This is a genomic window from Parabacteroides provencensis (genome assembly GCF_900232875.1).
Lineage (GTDB): Bacteria > Bacteroidota > Bacteroidia > Bacteroidales > Tannerellaceae > Parabacteroides > Parabacteroides chinchillae.
In genome coordinates this window covers 115,035-139,414 of sequence record NZ_LT960489.1, presented here as the reverse complement: position 1 = coordinate 139,414, position 24,380 = coordinate 115,035, and the positions used below count along the sequence as shown (strand labels likewise).

Sequence of the window (24,380 nt, the reverse complement as noted above, 5' to 3'; positions counted from 1 at the left end):
GATATGAAGAGAATAATCTTGTTAACAGCCGCAATTGCCCTGCTGAGCAGTTGCGGCATATATACCAAATATAAGCCGGTTACGACGACTCCGGATAATTTATACGGAGAAGAGGTAATTACTGATGATACGACTAACTTCGGTAATATGAGCTGGAAAGAGCTTTTTACAGATCCGCAATTGCAAACTCTTATCGAGCAAGGCCTGCAAAATAATACAGACCTCTTGTCTGCTCAATTACGGATTGAAGAGGCGGAAGCGGCATTGATGTCGGCAAAACTCGCTTTTTTGCCTTCATTTGCTCTTGCACCCCAAGGAACATTAAGCAGTTTTGACGGTAGTAAAACAACTAAGACCTACACATTGCCTGTTACAGCCAGTTGGGAGCTAGATATTTTTGGGCGTATGCGTAATGCAAAGCAACAAGCTAAAGCGTTATATGCCCAAAGTAAGGATTATCAGCAAGCCGTACGTACTCAATTGATTGCCGGAATAGCAAATGTATATTATACGCTATTGATGCTGGATGAACAATTAATTATCTCAGAACAAACAGAAGAATCCTGGAAAGAAACAGTAGCTTCTACTCGTGCGTTAATGGAAGCCGGTTTGGCCAATGAGGCTTCCACATCTCAAATGGAAGCTGCTTATTATAGTGTACAAACTTCCATACTTGACTTGAAAGAACAAATCAATCAGGTGGAGAATAGCCTTGCATTATTGCTTGCTGAAACTCCACGTCGTTACGAACGTGGTAAATTGGCAGGTCAGCAATTTCCAGAAGACGTAGCAGTCGGAGTTCCTATGCAAATGTTGTCAAACCGCCCTGATGTTCGTTCGGCTGAGCGTTCGATGGAACAGGCTTTTTACGCAACCAATCAGGCGCGTTCGGCTTTTTATCCATCTATTGTATTAAACGGAAGTGCCGGATGGACTAATTCGGCAGGAAGTATGATTGTCAATCCTGGTAAATTCCTGGCATCAGCAGTTGGCTCTCTTACACAACCCTTATTTAATAGAGGACAGATAATGGCTCAATACCGTATAGCCAAAGCACAACAGGAAGAAGCAAACCAAATGTTTTTGCAAACTCTCCTGAATGCAGGTAGTGAAGTCAATGATGCTTTAGTTGCTTGCCAGACCAGTAAAGCAAAAATGGATTTGTTTGAAAAGCAAGTTCTTTCTTTACAAAAAGCGCTGGAAAGTACCTCTTTATTAATGGAGCATGGTACGACCACCTATCTGGAAGTGCTGACAGCCCGTCAATCACTATTAAATGCACAATTGTCACAAACAGCCAATCATTTTACCAAGATTCAAAGTATAATAAATCTTTATCATGCTTTGGGAGGAGGTAGAGAATAAGGAAGCATTTAAATCCATATATCTAAATTTAAATTATTTTAGCCAAACCTTTTCTATTGTTTTTGAGCTTGTTTCAAAAAGGAAATTTCAGTTCCTGATGAAGCAGGCTCTTTTTTCTCATATCTTCCATTGATTGGTAGTCCATGAAGAACTATAGTTTCAAATATCTAAAATATAATAAAAAAAGGCCTTTTTATATCAACAGCTATAATTAAAATGACTATTCTTATTCATAAAATCAAATCTCGTTGCAATAATAATAAAATTATTTAAAGTAAACACTGTAAATTCATAATNTCTTCATGTACTATAGTATATGCCATTTAATTATTTCGAATAAATGTGTTTTTTACAGTGTCATGAATGACGATTTTGTAAATGATGATATTGCTCTTTTAAACCAGGTAAAAGAAGGAAACAAAAGAGCTTTTAGACTTATATTTGATAAGTACTATGTTCCGTTGTGCCGTTTTGTCAATATAAGTTTGGATGATACGTTTGCGTCGGAGGAAATTGTACAGGGCTTGTTTGTTTATTTGTGGGATAAACGTGAACAGTTAACAATACAACTAACCTTAAAATCTTATTTGTTTCAAGCGGTAAAGAATAGAACTTTAAATTATTATAGGGATAATCGACATATTGTATTTTGTGATGAGATGCCATATGATGTTGCTTGTGAGAATGAAGAAATAGAATTGCATGAACTTCAGAATATTATACAAGAAGCTATACTATCTTTACCTGAAAAATGTAGTGAAATTTTTCGCCTGAGCCGAGAACAAAATCTTTCCAATGCAGAGATTGCAGAACTAAAGAATTTATCTATTCGTACTGTAGAAACTCATATCTCTAACGCTTTATCGCGTATCCGGCAATATTTAGGGAATAATTATTCATATCTTTGGTAATTGCAAATCAATGTTAAATAAACGTGGAGGCTTACGTGTTATGCTTTCATAGGGTGACTCTTATATAAAGGGTTTATTATGAAACATGATTTTTGGATAAATATAATACGTAAGCTAAAAAGAGGGGAGTCCTTAGATTCATCTCAGCTTTTAGATGCTAAGAAGGCTTCTTCAGTGGATTTACAGAAAGATGTAGAGAAAATCTGGAATATGATTCAATATAAAGCTTCTTCTTTTAATCCGGATAAAGAGAGAGCCTGGGAAATAGTAAATAAGCGTATTTCAGAAAAAGTTAAATGTATAGCTATTCCATTTCAATGGATTTATAGATCAGTTGCGGTCGTTATCCTGTTGATAGCTATTTCTTCATTATATATTATTAATCATTCAGACAAGGAATGCCCTGTTGTTTTCCAGTATGCAACATTAAATGGTAAAAGTAAAATAGCACTTCCTGATGGAACTCAAGTTTGGTTAGCTCCTCATTCGGAGATTATTTATGCTAATGATTTTTCTCCGGAAAATCGTAACATACAAATAAAAGGTAAAGCCTATCTGGAGGTTAAGAAAGATTCCTTGCATCCGTTTTTTGTCAATGTCGATCAATCGTTGGTTAAAGTATATGGTACTTCATTTAGTATAAACTCTACAAAAGAAGAATTGGTTGTTAGCCTCCTATCCGGTAAAGTATCGTTTCAGAAGACACCTATAGATAATCCTTTATGGATAAACCCCGGTGAAGCAGCTGTTTTGGATAAAAGTACGGGTAATGCTTTTATCGAAAATACGGATGCTTATTTCAATGCATTATGGGCACAAGAGAAACTCAAGATTGAAGAAAAAAGTCTGAGTGAAGTTGTTAAGTATTTGAATCAATGGTATGATGTGGATATTGTTCTGGCAGATAATTTGAAAGATAAGTATAAATATACATTTACAATTACGACGGAGCAGTTGGATGAAATTTTGAGAATGATGTCTCGTATAAATCCTATGGAAATAACCTATGATAAAAAAAATGTGAGTATCAAATAGAAAGTTTAATAGAAAAATGTTAGCCTATGAAATAATACTGATTATTAATGAAAAAGGGTCGTATAACGACCCTCTCTCTTGAGAAGTTAACGCATAAAACAAGATTTGCAGTTGTGTATTATGCAAGTTTCCTCTTTGATTTTTGCAAAGTTATGAATAAACACAGAAATTATTGCTTAAAAAAAGGTTTTTATGGCATTTTATTGTCATTTTTTAGTCTTTTCTCTCCTGTATCTTCCGCTTATGCAAGTACTAACAACTTGCTGTCACAGGAGATCACAGTTAATCTTAAAAAAGTTACTGTCAAAGAAGTATTACAAGCTATTGAGAAGAAATCAGGCCAGTCATTTATGTATGATGCCAGTATGATAGATCTGGATCGCATTGTCACTGTTGATGTTTTGAATCAGAAACTGGAAGATGTTTTGAATGATATTTTTAAAGGAACGAATATCACTTATGAAGTTTCCGGTAACCAGATTGTTTTGGCTTCTAGAGATTCTCTAAAAGTAAAACAGAGCATATCTACTAAAAAGAAGAAAATAACAGGTGTTGTTCTGGATCCTGCTGGAGTGGCTGTAATTGGAGCAAATGTAGTTGTGAGAGGTTCCAAACAAGGGGTTATTACAGGTATTGATGGAGATTTTTCGATCGAAGTAGTACCGGATGATATATTACAGGTATCTTATATAGGATATGTTTCTCAGGATATCCGTGTAGGAAACAGGAATACTGTTAAAGTTGTTTTGAAAGAAGATACTAAGACTTTGGACGAGGTTGTTGTTGTTGGTTATGGCTCGCAACGTAAAATAAATGTTACGGGTTCTATTGCTCAGATTGAAGCGAAAGACTTGAAAACCGCAACATCCGGGAATTTATCATCTATGTTGCAGGGGCGCTTGCCAGGTTTGATAACCAGACAAGAAGCTGGCCAACCAGGATCCGATGGCGCTTCTTTGTTAGTTCGTGGTTCAAATACCTTAGGAAATAATGATCCTTTGGTTATAGTAGATGGCTTTGAAAGGCCATTTCCAAACATTAATCCGGATGAAGTTGAGTCTATTACTATCCTGAAAGATGCGACATCTGCGGCAGTTTATGGTGTTCGTGCTGCGAATGGTGTTATTTTGGTTACTACTAAACGTGGTTCACAACAAAAGCCAACGATAACTTTTAATACGTCTGCTCAGATAAGCATGAATACAAATTTTCCGAAGTTTCTTAATGGACCGGATTATGCTTATTGGTACGATAAGGCAGAAGAAATGGATGGTGTGCCTAAAGAGGCTCGCCGTTTTTCGGATAGTGATTTAAATAGAATTATAAATGGAGATCCGGAAGAGATATTTGGAAATACAGATTGGTTTGATCTCCTGTTCAAGAAGTCTGCGCCTACATTTACTAATAACGTGTCTTTGAATGGAGGGAATGACCGGTTTAAATATTTTGTTTCACTTGGTGCATTTAATCAAAATGGAATTATAGATCGTACGTCGTACGATCGGTATAATGTAAGGGCAAATTTAGATGCAAAGGTGATTGATAACTTAACAGTATCATTTAATATTGCTGCAAATCAATCGACTCAGAAAGAACCTGGATTAAGTGCCGGATTGGGAAATAGTTATGCATCTATTTTTAGTCAGGCATTGTTGGCATATCCTTTTGTTACGGCTTTCAGACCTGATGGTAGTTATGCTGGTAGCCTAAATCCAGATAATGGAAATCAAAACCCATTGGCAGCCCGCGATCTTTCAGGAGAACAGAATAACAGGAGTAATCGGTTTGAAGGGAGTATGAGTATAAAATATGATTTACCTTTCGTAAAGGGGCTTAGCTTTAAGTTGAATTTAGGGTATGACAAGGGATATTCAATGAAAAAGTCTGTTCTTTTACCTTATAAATTGATGGTATATCACATGGGGGATAAGACGTATCATGATGAATGGGGACGTCATTCTCTTAGTGGAGATGCAACGATTAACCAATGGTTTTCTGATTCCTGGCGCTCTACGGTTCAGGCTTCTGCTAATTATGATAATACATTTGGCAAACATGCCGTTGGTGCATTGTTCTTATATGAATATGCTGAAGATAATGGTACTGGAATGTCTGCCGGACGAAAAAGCTTCCCTATTACGGATATTATGGACCTGGATTATGGTGAAATAGTATTGGATGATTTGGTGAAAGGTTCACATTCTAACTTTCGTCGTGCGGGTTATGTTACCCGTTTAAATTATGCTTATGATGAGCGTTATCTTTTTGAGTTTACAGGACGTATTGACGGCTCCGCTCGTTTACCACAGCATAACCGTTGGGGATTTTTTCCCGGAGTAGCTTTGGGGTGGCGTATTTCTAATGAGTCCTTTTTTAAAGAGAATGTATCTTTTGTCGATAATCTTAAGTTGAGGTTATCCGTAGGAAAATTGGGGAATGATAATATTGGAGAAACCGGCGACTATGCTTATATACGTACAATGAGTATGGGAAAAGACCCTGTTGTTATGATTGGAAATGCTTTGGGACGTTATTTGGGTGTAGATCGTGTTCCGAATGATAATATAAAATGGGAAACAACAACTTCTTATAATATAGGTCTGGAAACATCAATGTGGAATGGCCTTTTGGGCGCAGAATTGGATCTTTTTTATATGAAAACAAAAGATATTCTGCAGGCTCAGGGAAATTTGATGCCTCCTTCTATGGGCGGTTATTTTCCTGCTTATTTGAATTCCGGTATTGTTGATAATCGTGGATTTGAAATAACATTAACACATAGGAATAAAATAGGAGAAGTTAATTATAGCGTACGGGGAAATTTATCATGGGCGAGAAATAAAGTGATAGAAACAACTGAAGACCCGAATGTTCCGGAGTACAGACGATTAACAGGAAAACCTATGAATCAGAAATTCGGATTTATAGCTGAAGGGCTTTTTCAATCACAGGAAGAGATAGATCACAGTGCTGTTTTAGGACCTACTTTGCCGGGTGATATTAAACTGAAGGATGTGAATGGCGACGGACGTATTACGTATGAACAAGATAAAACGTGGATAGGAAGAAGTGCTACGCCAGAAATGATGTTTGGCTTAAATTTGGCTGCAGATTGGAAAGGTTTTGACTTTAATATGTTTTTCCAGGGTGCTGCTCTTTGTGATATTTCTTTGTGCGGGTACTATTCGGATCGTAAATTTTCGGATCATACATTCTACACTCAGCCGTTTTTCTGTGATGGAAACTCTCCTTATTATTTGATAGAAAAGGCTTGGAGACCGGACTATACAAATGCAGAATATCCTCGATTAGGTATTTCACGTCGTTCAAACGGGAGTTCTGAATCTTCCTGGTGGTTGAAGAACGGAGCTTATCTTCGTTTGAAAAATGCTCAGATAGGTTATACGATTCCTCGGATATTAACTCAGAAAATATCTATAGAAAGAGTTCGTTTTTATATTTCTGGTGGAAATTTGTTTACGATAGATGCTTTGCCATATTTGGATCCTGAAATGCCGGATGTGAATCAAGGCTATTATCCACAACAACGTACGGTGGAATTTGGACTTAATTTAACCTTTTAATATGATACGAAATGGATATGCTAAATAAAATAATTATTTATACTGGTTTGTTTGCAATGACATGCTTGGCGAGTTGTAGCCTTGATCCTGAACTGACAAAGTCTTATTCAGATGAAGTGCCTTGGACAAACGAAAAAAATCTGGAATTATATTTGAATAAATTTTATCCTTTGATTGGGCAGACGTATTATACGCCTTATGTGGAAGATGATGCACATTCAGATATTTTGAAAATGAATACTCCGGTTGCAGATGCCAATTTGTTTATTTTTGGTAGCCAGATGGTAACTCCGGATAATAATGCAATGGGCTGCTGGGATTGGGCTTATACGTGGACTCGTGATTGTAATGAATTTCTGGATGGGTTGAAAAAGTATGGATCTAACTTACCGGAAGAAGTAACATTGCGGGCTGAAGCTGAAATCCGTTTTTTTAGAGCTTGGGTCTCTTTTAAGTTGTCAAGAGTGTATGGTGGCAGTTTTATTATTTTCGAACAATTGCCGGATAAGAAAGAAAACTCTCGTAGCTCCGTTGAAGAATGCTGGGATTTTATTGAGAGAGATATAGATTTTGCTATAGAGCATCTACCTGTAAAGGTTGTTTCGGACAAAGAAAATAATCAAGGAAAATTGACAAAAGGGGCGGCTTTGGCTTTTAAAGCCCGTTATATGCTTTATGCTGAACGATGGAAGAAAGCATCTGATGCAGCAAAGGCTGTAATGGATTTAGGTATTTATGAGTTGGAAGATGATTATGCCAAATTATTTACTTATAAAAGAGCCGCGGGAACATCGAAAGAATCTATTCTTGATTTTGGCTACCAATCTCCAAATTTTGGTTATTCATTTGATTATTTTTATTGTCCTCCTGGAGACAAAGGATATGCGCAGGTTAGCCCTACAGAAGAGTTAGTATCGGCTTATCAGATGGCTGATGGATCTGATTTTAGTTGGGATAATCCTGAACAGGCAAAGAATCCGTATGAAGGACGTGAAAAGCGTTTTTATGCATCAATTTTATATAATGGAGCTGATTGGAAAGGACGTAAAATAGAAACTTATGTCGGAGGTGTTGATGGATATGCTATTGGCGGTGGTACAACATGTACGGGATATTATATGCGTAAACTGTTTGATGAAGGCCAGAGGAATGGTTTTCAACCCGGAGAATTGACTTATTATGCTATGCGTTATGCAGAAGTTCTTTTGATATACGCTGAGGCTATGGCCCAACAAGATAATTTAAGTGAAGCCTTAATTGCATTGAATCAGGTGCGTCTGCGTGCAGGATTTGATAAACCGGTTACAGCAAGCAGTAAGTCTGAGTTTATGTCTTTATTACGGCATGAAAGGATGATTGAACTGGCTTTTGAGGGACATCGCTATTGGGATTTAAGACGTTGGAAACAGGCTTCTATTGTCCTTAATAACGTTAACTGTCATGGTACGAAAATAACTAGAAATGAAGATGGAACATTTACTTATGATCAGGTAGATTGCGATGGAGGGAAGAAACGTATATTTCCTGAGAAATATTATCGTTTTCCTATACCTCTGACTGAGATTCAGCGTAATCCGGCCTGTGAACAATTTGATGAATGGAAATAATGCTAAAAAGATTATGTTATGAATACCAATAAAATATTGAATGCTTTTTATTGCAGTTTGCTCCTGCTCCTAGTATTTGGTTGTGAGTCACCGGATATGGATAACGGTGTTACATATAATAAAGGACTATTAAATTTCTTCGTAAAGATTCCTGGTGGATCTACAGAATATGGTGCAACAATGGTAGGGCCGTATAATGATGGTGATACTTTATATATTAAAGTTCCTACAACGGAGGATTCTCCTTTAGACTTAACGCGCTTGAAACCATTTGCCAACGTGGAGAACAATTGCTATGTAGAACCTGCTATTACAGGTGAAATGGATTTTACTGATCCTCTGAAAATTACGGTTACTGATGGGGAAGGTGTAAAGCGTACGAATATTATTAAAATTCTTCCAACCCCTCCAAAGACAATTTTCAAAAAAATGTGGTTTAAGAATTCTACGGAAATGGGAATTGTCCGCCCTTATATTTCTGGTATGGATGCTGCAGGAGATAATATTTATGTGCATGATGCAGATATATGGACCGCTGGAGATGGAGTTAGGGTATATGATAATATCACCGGAAAGTTCAAAAAGATAATACCAGCTCCTACTACATTTACCATGCAGGTGAAAACAGATGATGCGGGACATATTCTTGTAAATCGGTATAATGAATATAGTGCGGGTTTTATTGTTTATTATTATGATGATGAGAATAGCCCTGCAAAGGAAATTTTGAATTATACGGAAGATGCTGGTTGCCCGGGTTTGTTAGGACGAAAAATGAGTGTGATAGGGAATCTGAAACAAGGAAAGGGCTATATTTATGCAACAGCTCCTGGTATGACCGATTTCTATTATTGGGAGTTCCGTGATGGTGTTCCGGTAAATACAAAACCAACAATTATTAAATATGCGAGTGCAAAAGAAGCATGGTCATTTGCTTCAGTAAAGCGTGAGTCACTGGATGAAAATTCGGATCATTATATTACATATTGTATATATGATGGCAATGATAGTGAAAAACTGGAAAAAGGTAGCCGTTTAGAGGTCTTTCCTCCAAGTATGGATATTATCCGGATGAATCCGAAAAATAACCTATATAAAATATTTGATTTTGATGTGTTTGAGGTAAATGGAGATAAATTTCTGGTGACATTGGAACAAGGTTTCTGGGCTTGGGATGGTGTTGTAATGAAAGTTTTTGAAATTACGGATAAGAATAATCTGACATTAGTACCGGACGATGCAGACTATGCCAAATTTAAGTTATTGGAAAGTGATGTATATGGTGAAGTGAACTATAATCAATATGGAGATGTTGCAACAATTGTAAATGGTTGTGAGGTGTATATTTATGCTTCTATTGCTTGTGGTGCAGCGGATAAATCAGGTATTATAGCTTATAAAATGACATATTATCCACAATAGGTATTAAAGGTTAAGGGTGTTAATAGTCAACAAAAGGCTGTCTAAAATAAAAAAGGTTTCAGTTCAGGAAACTGAGTTTTTAGACAGCCTTTATTGTTGTTAAAAGTATGATTTTATGAAAAATCTATTATTGATATTTATGTATGCGTGTTTTTCAGCTTGCTCATTTAATCGTGCTCCGGCAGATTTTTTTAACTCCGGAGAATCAAACGATTTATTGAAACAAGTGAAAGCTACTAAATTATTAAATACTTATGATGAAGAAGCTTGTAATGTATATATTATTGAGCCGGGCAGGAATTGTCCGAAGGCGAAAATTAAGAAAACTGTAGATCGAGCAGATAAAATAGAAGGAGACGGTTCTTTCTCTTTAAAGTATAATTTTTCAGGAAAACCTGAAGATGGAGAAAAAGAAAGTGTTCTGTTAGAAGAGGTATGGGCGGACTATCGCCCGGATCTTTCATTTTGTCCTTTAGGTATATCTATTTGGATAAAAGGAGAAAAAGGTAATATGGATCAACTTCGTATACATTTGATACAAGATGAAACTTTGGTAGCTTCGAGGGATGAGAGAGTGTATTTTGTTTATACGAATGACATCATTCTGAGTTGTGGCAGCTGGCAAAGATTAGTAATACCTTATTCTTCGTTTAAGTTTTTGAAAGGTAATTCTAAAGACTCATTGAATTTATCTCGATTTGTAGGTTATCGTATCGAAATAGTTAATCAGTCAGGGGAAGCACATTCCGGAGAGGTGAAAATTGATGCTTTAGAACAACTTACTTCATATGAACTTCAAGCCGGAACACCTCAATTCAATAGCTTATTTATCCAATTGACTTCTGGCTATGAAAACGAAGACTGGGATAGCGACTTCAAGGCTTGTAAAGATGTTGATATTGATACATGGATTGTTCAATATACGCAGGGGTTTGGCAATCAGAATGATGTTTCGTGGTATTTGAATACGAAAGTTCCTTGGAATAAAATACAGTATCCTATAGTAAATAATATGGTTGCAGCTGCAGAAAGGCAGGGGTTTAAGTTGGTCTTTGGACTATTTGGTGGTGATTATAACGGAGATAAAAATATACAGGCAACTTATGATGTATTGTTTGAAAAAAACAAATTGGTTATTGATGAGATTTATGAGATGTTTGGTTCCTGTTCTTGTTTCGCAGGGTGGTATATTACGGAAGAATTTCATGATGGTTCTTTTCCTGATGGATGTTGGCAGAATAATCCTGCAAGGGATTTATTGGCAGACTATTTGCAAAAAGTTGCAGCTTATTGTAAGTCTAAGACAAAAAAATATCCGGTACACATAGCTCCCGCTTTATTCCGGGGAAAACCTGCAGATTTGTGCGGTGAATGGTTCAAAGCTATTTTAAAAAAAACACCGGATATAGATGTACTTTATTTACAAGATATAGGTGGGCGTTGTTTGGTGGATGTTGACGTTGATTTACCTAATTATTTTACTCAAGTTAAAAAAGCTTGTGATGAAACAGGAGTAGAGTTTGGGGTTGATATAGAATCATTTAAAAATTGTTGGTGTCCGGATGTTCCTTATAGGCCGAAAGACTGGGAAGAATTGCAGGATCAATTATTTGTAGCCGGCTTATTTACAACTAAAATTACAAATTTTAGCTGGGCTACTTTTAGACCCGGAACCGGGGCTTTTGATGAATATAAAAAGTATCTGAAAGGAAAGTGATGAAATTATTAAATATGGTTTTGGGATTATCAGTTTCAGTAAATAATTCATGGAATTTTCCTTTTATAAACAGATGTCCACTGCTAAAAAATACGTTACTTAGCTCACTCTATTTTAAATCTATTAATTTTATGAAAGCACAATTGTTTGTTGTTGCCGGATGTTTTGCTCTGTCTCTGCTTGGTTGTAATAAAACCGAGAAACAGCCGGATTTGAATTTAACTCTTTCCAAAGAACAACTGTTCGATAAGGTAAAGGGAAGTTGGGCCGGTAAGACTATTGGTTGTACCTATGGCGGGCCTACCGAATTTCGTTATGTGGGGACCATGATTCAAGACTATATTCCTATTCCTTGGAGTAAAGGAGAAGTAAAAAAATGGTATGATACGGCTCCTGGTCTTTACGACGATGTCTACGTAGATCTTACATTCGTTGATGTGATTGATAAATACGGTTCGGATGCACCTGCGGATTCGTTTGCTATGGCCTTTCTTCGAGCTGGTTATCCTCTGGATCATGCCAATCAGATAGCAAGGTATAATTTGCTTAACGGATTAATGCCTCCGGCCTGTGGGCATTGGAAAAATAATCCACATGCCGATTGTATAGATTTTCAGATTGAGGCAGATTTCGCCGGAATAATGACACCCGGTATGCCGAATAAAGCTGCAGATATTTGTGACCGTACCGGACATATTATGTCTTATGGCGACGGCTGGTATGGTGGCGTTTTTGTGGCTGCTATGTATTCTTTGGCGTATGTAAGTAATGACATTAATTTCATAGTAGGTGAAGCCTTGAAGACAATACCTCAGGAAAGCGAATTTTATAAATGTATAAGTGATGTCATCGACTGGCATAAACAATATCCGAATGACTGGAAACAGACTTGGTTTGAGATTGAAAAGAAATGGGGTGAAGAAATTTCTTGTCCGGATGGTATTCAGGTTCCTTTTGACATAGAAGCAAAGATGAACTCGGCTTATGTTGCATTAGGTTTATTGTATGGTGAAGGCGATTTTTTTAAGACAATGGATATATCGACACGTGCCGGTCAGGATTCGGATTGCAACCCTTCTACAGCTGCCGGTATCTTGGGTACGATGTTAGGATATAGTAATATTCCGACCTGTTGGACTGAGGCATTGGACCCTGTTGTTGATACTCCTTTCTCTCATACAACAATCTCTTTGAACAAAGCATATGAATTGAGTATGAAACATGCACTTGCCGAGATTGAAAAAAATGGAGGTAAGACAGATGGTGAAATGGTAACAATTGCCTACCAGAAGCCGGAGCCGGTTCGTTTGGAAGTGAGTTTTGAAGGTTTGTATTTGTTGAGTAAAGAAACGTTGAATAAGTCAATTACCGCTTTTGATTCTCTGCATTATAATGGTACGGCTTTAGTGCTGAAAGGTTGGTTGCAAGGTACAGCTCCTGAAGATTATGTGGCAGAAGTTGAAATTTATTTGAACGATAAACTTGTTGATACAAGCAAGATGCCAAAGTTCTTCGATCACCGGAAACGTGAAATTTATTTCAACTACGATCTTCCGAAAGGCGACTATACTGTTAAATGCAAATGGATAAATCCTGTGAAAGGAGCTGACATCTGGATGACGGATGCAATTCTTTATACGGATCAGAAAGTAGTTCATGAGCTGCCTTGTCAATAAGAAATGAGGGGTTCCTGTAAGTATGTACGGGGATACATGTGTCTTATAGGAAAAAGATTTTAATATGAAAAACACAGTGAAAACGTTACAATGTATTATTATGCTGGTACTGCTTGCGATGGCAGGCTGTACCGGCAGTACCAATAATCAAACTGCAGGTATATCGAAAGACACCCGTGCCAGTCTGACATTAATACCTCCATCTCCTATTACCAAGAATGTAAAACTTGATATCCGGGGTGCTGTTTGGAATGAATCACCAGCTGACCGGAAGTACAAAATCTCTGTCTATATGGATAATGTAGATAAAGCCTCTTGTTTGCATACTGAAGAAAAGGAAGTTCCTGCAGGAGGAAATACGGGTGTCCGTTTCTGGCTGGATACTGAGAAGTATATAGGTAACCGCAACATTATTCTGGTGGCTGAATCGGGAAATGAAGTGAAGACAATGATTGAACCTCTGACTATTATCGACTCCAAAATACGTTCTACACGCCGGATAGATGGTGGTTGGTTCGAGTTTTATCACTGGTGCGAGAACGAGGGACATTTCTGGAACAAGGATATTATCAAGTTGACAAATGCACAATGGGCAGAAATGATGAAGGGTATGCATGATATAGAGATGGATATTGTGGTAATACAGGAACTTTTCCGTAACCAGAAATATGTAGGTCAGCATGATATGGATAAAACAGGTTATACCGGATTCCCTTACTATGAGTCTAAAGTATATCCGAAGAAAGAAGGTGATTCCTTGTTGAATCATACTAATTTCGGTAAAGAATCTCCTAACTATCCTGCCTGGAAAGATTTAGCTGCAGATAAGCCGTTGGAGTCTGTTTTGGATGAAGCCGACAAACTGAACATGAAAGTATTTCTGGGTGTGGGTGGTTATGCCTGGTTTGATTTCACACAAGGTTCCTTGGATTGGTCTAAGAAAGTGGCAAAAGAATTATGGGAGATGTACGGACACCATAAGTCCTTCTACGGATGGTATATTTCGAATGAGGTAGGAGGTTATTTGGGTGAGAATGATGAACGCCGGGATGAGTTGGTACATTTCTTTAAAGAGTTTACAGCTTATGCCCGTTCGTTGGCTCCGGATAAACCTGTGATGCTGGCTACCAACTGTCACGATGTTAAGAGCTCGAACGGTTATTACCCGAAACTGCTTGCCAACTTGGATATTCTTTGTCCGTTTGGTTTCCACCGTATGCCGGAAGGAGACTATACAGGAAAAGAAGTCGCAGAAATCCTCCAGAATTATTGTGACGAAGCCGGTAGCCATCTTTGGATGGATATGGAAGTCTTCCTTTTTGGTGAGAAAAATGCGCTTTATCCTCGTCCGATAGATCAGGTGGTGCATGATTTGCTGATGCTTGACAATTTCGAGAAAGTTTGCTGTTATGCTTATACCGGATTGATGAATGCCAGTTGGCAGACTGCTCAACCGGGAGGTGAGCCTACTGTGAAATTGTATAATGACTATATGCAATATCTGGTAACCGGGCGTGATACGATTGGGTATTGATGATTTGATTGTTGTAATAGGATTTATCTTACGTTTTATAAGTAATATTAATCAAAAAATATCGAATTATATTTTGTGGTTAAAAAAAAGACTGTATCTTTGCATCATTAAACAGAAATAGAAATGACACGGAACATACAAAATAGTCTCATTATTTCTCTATCTATTATTCTACTCTGGGAACGGGATAGGAAGTGAGACTGTATGCTTTGCCGGGCATGATAAATAAATGAAAGAGCCTTTCTCACTTCCTTGTGAGAAGGGCTTTTTTAGTTTTAGCGGACAAACGTAAGATATTAATACATTAAACGATAATAATATGTCAGACAGATTATTCATTTTCGACACAACATTACGGGATGGGGAGCAGGTCCCGGGTTGCCAGTTAAATACAGTAGAAAAGATCCAGGTTGCCAAAGCTCTCGAAATGTTGGGAGTGGATGTGATAGAAGCAGGCTTCCCTGTGTCTAGTCCGGGTGATTTCAAAAGTGTGGTTGAAATATCCAAGGCTGTGACTTGGCCTACTATTTGTGCATTGACGCGTGCTGTTGAAAAAGATATAGAGGTCGCTGCAGAAGCCTTGAAGTTTGCCAAGCGCGGACGTATTCACACAGGTATCGGAACTTCCGATTATCATATCAGATATAAGTTTAACTCCAATCAAGATGAGATACTCGAACGTGCCATTGCCGCTACTAAGTATGCAAAGAAATATGCCGAAGATATTGAATTTTATTGCGAAGATGCCGGACGTACCAGCAATGAATATCTGGCTCGTGTAGTAGAAGCGGTTATCAAAGCAGGAGCTACTGTTGTCAATATACCTGATACAACAGGATACTGCATGCCGGATGAATATGGTGCGAAGATCAAATACCTGATGGAACATGTAGACGGTATTCAAAATGCCATTATCTCTACCCATTGCCATAACGATTTAGGCATGGCAACAGCTAACACCGTACAGGGCGTATTGAATGGCGCCCGCCAAGTGGAAGTCACAATCAACGGCATTGGCGAACGTGCGGGAAATACTTCACTGGAAGAGATCGCCATGATTTTTAAAAGTCACAAAGAGCGCGAAATCGTTACCAATATCAATACATCTAAAATATATGGAATAAGCCGCATGGTTTCGAGCCTGATGAATATGCCGGTTCAGCCTAATAAGGCTATAGTAGGCCGTAACGCTTTTGCACATTCGTCGGGAATCCATCAGGACGGTGTGCTGAAAAATGTACAGACGTATGAAATCATAGATCCGAAGGATGTTGGTATTGACGATAACGCTATCGTACTGACCGCCCGTAGCGGCCGTGCTGCTTTGAAGAATCGTCTGCATGTTTTAGGAGTGGAACTTGACCAGGAAAAGCTGGATAAAGCGTACGAAGAGTTTCTGAAACTGGCCGATCGCAAGAAAGATATAAATGATGATGACGTGCTGATGCTGGTAGGTAAAGACCGTACGGCTACCCACCGTATCAAACTGGATTATCTGCAAGTAACAAGCGGTGTAGGTGTACAGTCTGTTGCCAGTATCTGTTTGAATATGTCGGGCGTTAAGCGCTATGAAGCGGCTGCAGGGAACGGCCCTGTCGATGCAGGTATCAAAGCGGTGAAAAAAGCTATCAGTAATAGCGATATGACAATACAGGAGTTTCTTATTCAGGCAATAAGTAAAGGTAGCGACGATACCGGAAAAGTTCATATGCAGGTAGAATACAACGGCTCTATTTATTACGGCTTTTCTGCAAATACTGATATTATAGCTGCTTCGGTGGAAGCTTTTGTAGATGCAATTAATAAATTTATCGTAGAATAATAACAGAATCAAGATATGGGCAAGACATTATTTGAAAAGATTTGGGAAAAGCATGTCGTAGACACGCTGCCCGATGGAACCATCCAGTTATATATCGACAGATTGTACTGTCATGAAGTAACCAGCCCGCAGGCATTTGCCGGATTAAAAGCCCGTGGCCTGAAACCTTTCCGGCCTGAACAGATTACCTGCATGCCGGATCATAATATTCCGACTCTGAATCAGGATAAGCCAATAGACGATCCAGTCTCCAAGAACCAAGTTGATACGCTGGAACAGAATGCGAAGGATTTTAACCTGACCTATTACGGTTTGCAGCATCCTAAAAACGGTATTATCCATGTCGTAGGTCCTGAAAACGGACTTACCCAACCGGGAATGACATTGGTTTGCGGCGACTCGCATACTTCTACCCATGGTGCTTTGGGGGCTATTGCTTTCGGTATCGGAACCAGTGAGGTGGAGATGACATTGGCAACCCAATGTATTATGCAACGCAAACCTAAAACAATGCGTATCTCCATTGACGGAAAACGTAAACCGGGCGTAACGGCTAAGGATTTCGCCCTTTATGTCATAAGCAAGATGACAACCGGAGGTGCTACCGGCTACTTTGTGGAATATGCCGGCGAGGCCATTCGCAATACCACAATGGAGGAACGCCTCACAATCTGTAATCTTTCTATCGAGATGGGTGCCCGTGGCGGTATGATTGCTCCGGATGACGTAACGTTTGCTTATCTGAAAGACCGCGAATTTTCTCCGCGTGGCGAAGCGTGGGAAAAGAGTCTTGCCGAATGGCGTAAACTTTATAGTGATGCCGATGCCAGATTCGATAAAGAGATTGTTTTCCATGCCGAAGATATAGAACCTATGATTACATACGGAACCAATCCGGGCATGGGCATGGGCATTCGTGAAAACATTCCGGCTATGGAAAAAATAGATGAAGCCGGTCGTATTTCATATAAAAAATCGTTGGACTATATGGGATTTACAGCTGGAGAACCTGTACTGGGAAAGAAAATAGATTATGTCTTTCTGGGAAGCTGCACGAATGGCCGTATTGAAGATTTCCGTGCTTTTGCATCTTTGGTGAAAGGAAAAAGGAAGGCCAATAATGTAACTGCCTGGCTGGTCCCCGGAAGCTGGATGGTGGAGCGTCAGATACGTGCCGAGGGTATAGACAAAATATTGAACGAGGCAGGTTTCGAACTCCGTCAACCGGGCTGCTCGGCTTGTCTGGCTATGAATGAAGATAAAGTGCCGGCCGGAAAATATGCCGTCTCTACTTCCAATCGTAACTTCGAAGGCCGTCAGGGTCCCGGCGCACGTACGATTTTGGCGGGGCCGCTGGTTGCAGCGGCAGCAGCAGTTACCGGCTGTATAACAGATCCGAGAGATTTGGCAGAAGATTAAATCAAAACATGGGAAATGATTTAATCTTAGGTGAAATAAGATAGTAAAACATAAAAGATAAATATAATGAAAGAGAAAATAAGCATCCTGACATCAACCTGCGTCCCTCTGCCTTTGGAAAATGTGGATACAGACCAGATCATTCCCGCCCGTTTTCTGAAAGCAACCACACGCGAAGGATTCGGCGACAATCTTTTCCGTGACTGGCGGTACGATGAAGCGGGCAACCCTAATCCCGACTTTGTGCTAAACCAGAATACTTATAAGGGGCAGATACTGGTAGCCGGAAAGAACTTTGGTAGCGGATCGAGCCGAGAACATGCCGCGTGGGCGATAAGCGGATATGGTTTTCGCGTGGTTGTTAGCAGCTTCTTTGCCGATATTTTTAAAAATAACTCTATGAACAACGGCCTTTTGCCGGTTGTTGTATCACCAGAGTTCCTTGCCGAAGTTTTTGCTTCTGTAGGGGCAGATCCTGCAGTGACACTGACGGTAGACTTGCCTCGGCAGACCATTACCAACAATGCTACCGGTCATAGTGAGCACTTCGACATCAATGCTTACAAAAAGGACTGTCTTGTGAATGGCCTGGACGACATCGATTATCTCCTGGCCAACCAGTCTAAAATAGAAGCCTACGAAAGGGCTAGATAACACAATGGCACGCAGATGACACAGATGGGACAGATTAACGCGGATTATTTATTTAAAGAAGAGACGGAAGGAATAATAAATGCTTTTTATAGCGTTTATAATTCTTTGGGGTATGGCTTTCTGGAGCGTGTGTACCAGAATGCGCTCTATTGGGAATTAAAACAGCGTGGCTATGCCTGCGAAGCGCAGAAACGCATAGAAGTGTATTATCAAGGATTGGTTGTGGGAGAATATTTTGCAGATATAGTTGTCAATAATCATATTATTCTAGAATTAAAAGCTACAAGCAGTATCTGCTCTGAACATGAATTGCAATTGATAAACTATTTAAAGGCAACACAGATTGAAATAGGCTTATTGTTGAACTTTGGAGAACATCCGCAAGTAAAGAGGAAGATCTTTACGAATGATAAAAAAAATAATCTGCGGTCATCTGTCTCATCTGTCTCATCTGTGTGCCAAAAAGTAACAACGAAGGAGAAATGAGAATATGGTCGAGATAATGGATACAACTCTCCGGGATGGGGAACAGACGTCGGGCGTTTCTTTTTCGGCACGCGAAAAGCTGAGCATTGCAAAAATGCTGCTTGTCGAACTTGGCGTGAACCGGGTAGAGATTGCTTCCGCCCGTGTTTCGGATGGAGAGTTTGAGGCGGTCAAAGAAATAGCCCAGTGGGCGGAACGTGCCGGAAGGCTGGGACAACTTGAAGTGCTGGGCTTTGTTGACGGGACGGTTTCGCTCGACTGGATCGGTTCTGCCGGTTGCCATGTGATGAATCTGCTTTGCAAAGGTTCTTACAAGCACGTTACCAAGCAACTTCGTAAGACCCCCGAACAGCACATTGCCGATATCCGTTCGGTTGTATCGAATGCTGCCGAAAGGAATATCGATGTAAATATTTATCTGGAAGACTGGTCGAATGGGATAAAGAACTCCCCCGATTATGTATTCCAATTGATAGACGGATTGATGGATTTGCCTATTTGCCGTTTTATGCTGCCTGATACGCTGGGCGTGTTGAATCCGGGTAATACTTTCGAATATTGTAAAATGATGGTGGATCGTTACCCTCAGTTGAAGTTCGACTTCCATGCGCATAACGATTACGATCTGGCAGTGGCGAATGTCTATTCTGCAATTCGTGCCGGCATTCGCGGCATCCATACAACAGTGAACGGTTTGGGCGAACGTGCCGGAAATGCGCCGCTCAGTAGTGTGGTGGCAATGCTTAAAGACCAGTTGGATGAAGTGAGCAGTGTCCGCGAAGAACGTATTAACCATGTGAGCCGTTTGGTCGAGACTTATTCGGGTGTACATATCCCGCTCAATAAACCAATTATAGGCGAGAATGTTTTTACACAATGCGCCGGCGTACATGCAGATGGAGATAGCAAGAATAATCTGTATTGTAACGAGCTGCTTCCCGAACGTTTTGGGCGTGTTCGCGAATATGCGTTGGGTAAGACATCCGGCAGGGCAAATATTCGTAAGAATCTTGAAACCCTGGGGATCGATATGGATGAAGAAGCCATGCAGAAGATTACCGAACGCATCATCGAACTGGGAGATAAGAAAGAGATGGTTACTCCTGAAGACCTTCCGTATATCATTAGTGATGTGTTGCATCATGATGCGATGGCAGATCAGAAGATACGGATATTGAATTATTCTTTATCTTTGGCTCAGGGGCTGAAACCGGTTGCAACGTTGAAGATAGAGATCGATGGTGAGGCATATGAAGAATCGGCTTCCGGTGACGGTCAGTATGACGCTTTTGTACGCGCTTTACGTCGTATCTATGCAAATCTTGGACGGCCGTTTCCAATGTTGACAAACTATTCTGTAACGATTCCTCCCGGTGGACGTACCGATGCTTTTGTGCAGACTGTCATTAGTTGGAATTATGCCGGGGTAGATTTTAAGACACGCGGATTGGATGCCGACCAAACGGAAGCAGCCATCAAAGCAACTCTGAAGATGCTGAATAAAATAGAAGGCTAAATTGTCTAATTAAAATTATAGGTAGTATGAAAAGGTTAACTATTGCGCTTGTAGCGCACGATAATCGTAAGGCGGATATGGTTGAATGGGCAGTTCACAATGCTACATACCTGTCACATCATCATTTGGTTTGTACCGGAACTACGGGCGGTCTTGTTAAAAAGGCACTTGAAGAAACCGGGGCTATAATCGATATGACACGGATGCATTCCGGTCCTTTGGGGGGTGATGCGGAGATCGCAGCCATGGTAGTTCGCAAAGAAATAGATTTGGCCGTGTTCCTGATTGACGACCTGAATCCACAGCCACATGAAGCAGACATTCAGATGTTGCTTCGCCAATGCCGTGTTCATAATGTACCTATTGCTTGTAACCGTTACAGTGCAGACCTGATGATTACAAGCTCTTTGTGGGATGATGATTCTTACGTTCCTACAGAGCCCAAGTATGAATATTTCAAAAGAGAATAACAAAATACTAACGTAATGAAATTGAATATTGCTGTATTGGCAGGAGACGGGATTGGTCCCGAAATAGTAGAACAAGGCATGAAAGCTGTAAAAGCCGTATGCCGGAAGTTCGGACATGATTTGAGTTATAAGGAGGCATTGGTTGGTGCTTGTGCTATTGATGCGGTAGGCAATCCGTACCCCGATGAAACACACGAACTGTGTATGCAGAGTGATGCGGTTTATTTCGGAGCTATCGGTTCTCCTAAGTATGACAATAATCCGTCTGCAAAGGTTCGTCCGGAGCAGGGCTTGCTGGCTATGCGTAAAAAGCTGGGCTTGTTTGCAAACATTCGTCCGGTGACAACATTCCCTTCCTTGATCCATAAATCGCCCCTTCGTGCCGATCTGGTGGAAGGTGCAGACTTTATGTGTATCCGTGAGTTGACCGGAGGTATGTACTTCGGGCGCCCGCAAGGACGTAGCGAAGATGGCAATACGGCTTATGATACATGTATTTATACTCGCGAAGAGATTGAACGCATTGTACGTCTGGCATATCAGTATGCACAGAAACGCCGTAAAAAAGTAACTGTTGTAGATAAAGCTAATGTTTTGGCTACTTCCCGTTTATGGCGACAGGTATCACAAGAGATAGAAAAAGAATTTCCGGATGTGGAGACGGAATATATGTTTGTGGATAATGCAGCTATGCGTCTGATCCAATGGCCAAAGAGTTTTGATGTCTTGGTTACTGAAAACATGTTTGGCGACATTCTGACCGATGAGGCTTCTGTTATTACAGGTTCGTTGGGTATGCTTCCTTCTGCTTCCATAGGTGTACATACATCTGTATTTGAACCTATTCACGGTTCATATCCGCAGGCAGCCGGAAAAAATATAGCTAATCCGTTGGCTACTATCCTGAGTGCCGCCCTGATGTTTGAATATGCCTTCAATCTGATGGAAGAAGGAAAAGTGATCCGTGAGGCTGTCGCTGCCTCTATGGATGCCGGCGTGGTGACGGAAGATATTTCACAGAATGGCAAATCATATTCTACCAGTGAAGTAGGAGACTGGATTGCCGAACGAATCAGTAATTGAAAATAGGGATTTGGAAATGGCGGTGTGTCAAAAGTCGGAATTAGTGAACGCACCGCCATTATTTTATTTTGTCATTTTCATTAACTCTTCAATCACAGCCTTATCGTAACCCATATCTAATGCTTTTTGGAAGTCGAGAGCAGCCGGCTCTTTTTCATATTGGGATAGTTTTATCTTACCTCGCAAAACATAAAGTGCAGCACTGGGAGTACTTTCAACAAACACCCGGTTTATATCAGCCATGGCGCGTGCATTCTTCCCCATCATAAAGTAAAGATCGGCACGGCCTTCGTATAAAATCCAGTCGCGGGGCATTTCATTAATCAGGTAGTTGAATATGCGTTCGCTCTCATCATAATTGCCGCGCATTTTTTCAAGGATCGCATGCCCAAGGCGGCCGCGTACAGACTTTTCGTTTACTTCCAGGATTTTGTCGAAATCCTGTTCTGCCCAAATGAAGTTTTTTAATTGTATGTAAAGTAATCCCCGGCAATAAAGAGCTTCCTGGTGGGTTGGATCGATAAGCAGAAGGGTTGTGTAATCGTTCAACGCTTTCTCTGTTTCTCCCAATTCGGAATATAAGGAAGCTCGATTTTCCAGAATTCCTATATTTTTAGACTGGCGGCTCAATGCGGCGGAATATGAAGTGAGAGCCTCTTCTAATTTACCTTGCCTGCGTTGAATTGTTCCCAGATTTGAAAGCAGTGCATAGTTGGTAGGATTTCCTGGTTCTAAACGCATTGCCGCTTTCAGGCTTTCTTCAGCAGATACTAAATCGTTCTTATCCAGGAAGTCATAGCTTTTTTTTATGTATTCTTCGTATGTTTGGGCGTAGACATTGCCTACAAGTAAGAATAGAGCTGCAAATATGCTAAGGATTCTCATTCTATTATGTTTAATCTGTTATTTGATTTGCCGCAAATCTACATAATAAATTAATCTTTTAGCTGGAATAAAAAAACTTTATACCTTTGCTACAATTTGTAATAATTTTATTCGCTAAGAGTTAAATATAATATAAGAATTAAATTTAAAGGATATGTTATTATTAGATGCTACAGAAACTGCTACGAAGCTGGAAATTGCTTTGAGGTCTCTTGTTGAACAAGGATCTACTTTGGGTTGGACACTGATAAAAGCTTTTTTGGTTTTTATAGTTGGCCGGTTAGTTATTAACCTGATTAATAAGTTGGTTCGCCGGATATTGAATAAACGTGATATCGACCTTTCTGTTAAGACATTTGTCGGTAGTTTAGTAAATGTTGTTCTTACGATATTGTTAATTATCTCGGTTGTAGGAGCATTGGGAGTACAAACAACATCGTTTGCAGCTTTGCTTGCTTCTGCCGGTGTTGCAGTCGGTATGGCTCTGAGCGGCAATTTGTCAAACTTTGCCGGCGGTTTAATTATTCTTCTTTTTAAACCTTATAAAGTAGGAGACTATATTGAAGCTCAGAATGTCGGGGGAACGGTGAAAGAGATACAAATTTTCCATACGGTTCTGTCTACTGCTGATAATAAGATAATTTATATTCCAAACGGTTCGTTAAGCAGTGGGGTAGTGACAAATTTTAGTCATCAGACAAGCCGCCGTGTAGATTGGACTTTTGGAGTTGAATATGGAAGTGATTTTGAGAAGGTAAAGTCCGTAATAGAATCTGTCTTGGCTAAAGATTCGCGTATATTGTCTGATCCGGCAGCTCCATTTATTGCATTAACGGCATTGGCAGATAGCAGTGTAAATATTGTTGTACGCGTGTGGGTGAAGAGTGCTGATTATTGGGGAGTTTATTTTGATATAAATCAGGCTATTTATGCAACGTTTAATGCCGAAGGTATCGGATTCCCATTCCCTCAGCTTACTGTACATCAGGCGAAAGATTGAGGGATATGTACTCGAAATGAATCTTTTTGTTCATAAACCAATAGACTTGGTTAGATCGAATAGATTTTTTCCTATAGATGATCGAAAAGATTTATCTTTGTGTATCAAAATTTAAAAGATATATAATCGGCAGAAGTAAATCATTCTGTCTGATAAAAGATATTTCAGGGCTTTTATTTTATTACTTTAGTATT

The 24,380-nt window shown here is 39.6% G+C and carries 18 protein-coding genes; 17 read left to right on the top strand and 1 reads right to left on the bottom strand.

Annotation, left to right across the window (positions count from 1 at the left end):
* Positions 1 to 3 precede the first annotated feature (3 nt).
* The 16 genes from CTY47_RS07445 (at position 4) to leuB (ending at position 22,301) form a co-directional block, all read left to right on the top strand.
* Positions 4 to 1,365: an efflux transporter outer membrane subunit gene (locus CTY47_RS07445; protein ID WP_099464218.1), complete on the top strand. Its 1,362-nt coding sequence runs from the start codon at positions 4 to 6 to the stop codon at positions 1,363 to 1,365.
* Between the two features lie 359 nt (positions 1,366 to 1,724).
* Complete coding sequence (locus tag CTY47_RS07440; protein ID WP_158228513.1) at positions 1,725 to 2,276, top strand: RNA polymerase sigma-70 factor; 552 nt, start codon at positions 1,725 to 1,727, stop codon at positions 2,274 to 2,276.
* Positions 2,277 to 2,354: 78 nt separating this feature from the next.
* The gene (locus tag CTY47_RS07435; protein WP_099464216.1) at positions 2,355 to 3,311 is read left to right on the top strand and encodes a FecR family protein; all 957 of its coding nucleotides are present in this window, start codon (positions 2,355 to 2,357) and stop codon (positions 3,309 to 3,311) included.
* Between the two features lie 152 nt (positions 3,312 to 3,463).
* Complete coding sequence (locus CTY47_RS07430; protein WP_158228512.1) at positions 3,464 to 6,895, top strand: TonB-dependent receptor; 3,432 nt, start codon at positions 3,464 to 3,466, stop codon at positions 6,893 to 6,895.
* Positions 6,896 to 6,912: 17 nt separating this feature from the next.
* Positions 6,913 to 8,502 (top strand): RagB/SusD family nutrient uptake outer membrane protein, encoded by a 1,590-nt coding sequence (locus CTY47_RS07425; protein ID WP_233202121.1) that lies wholly within the window; start codon positions 6,913 to 6,915, stop codon positions 8,500 to 8,502.
* An 18-nt stretch (positions 8,503 to 8,520) separates the two neighbouring features.
* On the top strand, positions 8,521 to 9,924 hold the full coding sequence (locus CTY47_RS07420; protein WP_099464213.1) for a DUF5018 domain-containing protein: 1,404 nt from the start codon (positions 8,521 to 8,523) through the stop codon (positions 9,922 to 9,924).
* 115 nt (positions 9,925 to 10,039) lie between these two features.
* Entirely contained in the window at positions 10,040 to 11,641 is a 1,602-nt protein-coding gene (locus CTY47_RS07415; RefSeq protein WP_099464212.1) for a DUF4434 domain-containing protein, read from the top strand.
* Between the two features lie 131 nt (positions 11,642 to 11,772).
* Positions 11,773 to 13,317: an ADP-ribosylglycohydrolase family protein gene (locus CTY47_RS07410; RefSeq protein WP_099464840.1), complete on the top strand. Its 1,545-nt coding sequence runs from the start codon at positions 11,773 to 11,775 to the stop codon at positions 13,315 to 13,317.
* A gap of 64 nt (positions 13,318 to 13,381) precedes the next feature.
* Positions 13,382 to 14,851 (top strand): DUF4434 domain-containing protein, encoded by a 1,470-nt coding sequence (locus CTY47_RS07405; RefSeq protein ID WP_099464211.1) that lies wholly within the window; start codon positions 13,382 to 13,384, stop codon positions 14,849 to 14,851.
* 319 nt (positions 14,852 to 15,170) lie between these two features.
* On the top strand, positions 15,171 to 16,673 hold the full coding sequence (locus CTY47_RS07400; RefSeq protein WP_099464210.1) for a 2-isopropylmalate synthase: 1,503 nt from the start codon (positions 15,171 to 15,173) through the stop codon (positions 16,671 to 16,673).
* Between the two features lie 15 nt (positions 16,674 to 16,688).
* Positions 16,689 to 18,092, top strand: a complete 1,404-nt coding sequence (leuC, locus tag CTY47_RS07395) for a 3-isopropylmalate dehydratase large subunit (protein WP_099464209.1) — start codon at positions 16,689 to 16,691, stop codon at positions 18,090 to 18,092.
* Positions 18,093 to 18,158: 66 nt separating this feature from the next.
* Positions 18,159 to 18,746: a 3-isopropylmalate dehydratase small subunit gene (gene leuD / locus CTY47_RS07390; protein ID WP_099464208.1), complete on the top strand. Its 588-nt coding sequence runs from the start codon at positions 18,159 to 18,161 to the stop codon at positions 18,744 to 18,746.
* A gap of 15 nt (positions 18,747 to 18,761) precedes the next feature.
* On the top strand, positions 18,762 to 19,232 hold the full coding sequence (locus CTY47_RS07385; protein ID WP_099464207.1) for a GxxExxY protein: 471 nt from the start codon (positions 18,762 to 18,764) through the stop codon (positions 19,230 to 19,232).
* A gap of 4 nt (positions 19,233 to 19,236) precedes the next feature.
* Positions 19,237 to 20,748, top strand: a complete 1,512-nt coding sequence (locus CTY47_RS07380; protein WP_199163408.1) for an alpha-isopropylmalate synthase regulatory domain-containing protein — start codon at positions 19,237 to 19,239, stop codon at positions 20,746 to 20,748.
* Positions 20,749 to 20,774: 26 nt separating this feature from the next.
* A complete protein-coding gene (locus CTY47_RS07375) occupies positions 20,775 to 21,218 on the top strand; it encodes a methylglyoxal synthase (protein ID WP_099464206.1) in 444 nt (147 codons plus the stop codon).
* A gap of 15 nt (positions 21,219 to 21,233) precedes the next feature.
* Complete coding sequence (gene leuB, locus CTY47_RS07370; RefSeq protein WP_099464205.1) at positions 21,234 to 22,301, top strand: 3-isopropylmalate dehydrogenase; 1,068 nt, start codon at positions 21,234 to 21,236, stop codon at positions 22,299 to 22,301.
* Positions 22,302 to 22,364: 63 nt separating this feature from the next.
* Here the strand turns inward: leuB and CTY47_RS07365 are convergent, their stop codons facing one another.
* Positions 22,365 to 23,186: a tetratricopeptide repeat protein gene (locus CTY47_RS07365; protein WP_099464204.1), complete on the bottom strand. Its 822-nt coding sequence runs from the start codon at positions 23,184 to 23,186 to the stop codon at positions 22,365 to 22,367.
* A gap of 154 nt (positions 23,187 to 23,340) precedes the next feature.
* On the opposite strand from CTY47_RS07365, the gene CTY47_RS07360 reads away from it, so the two are divergent.
* The gene (locus CTY47_RS07360; RefSeq protein ID WP_099464203.1) at positions 23,341 to 24,186 is read left to right on the top strand and encodes a mechanosensitive ion channel family protein; all 846 of its coding nucleotides are present in this window, start codon (positions 23,341 to 23,343) and stop codon (positions 24,184 to 24,186) included.
* Positions 24,187 to 24,380: the final 194 nt, after the last annotated feature.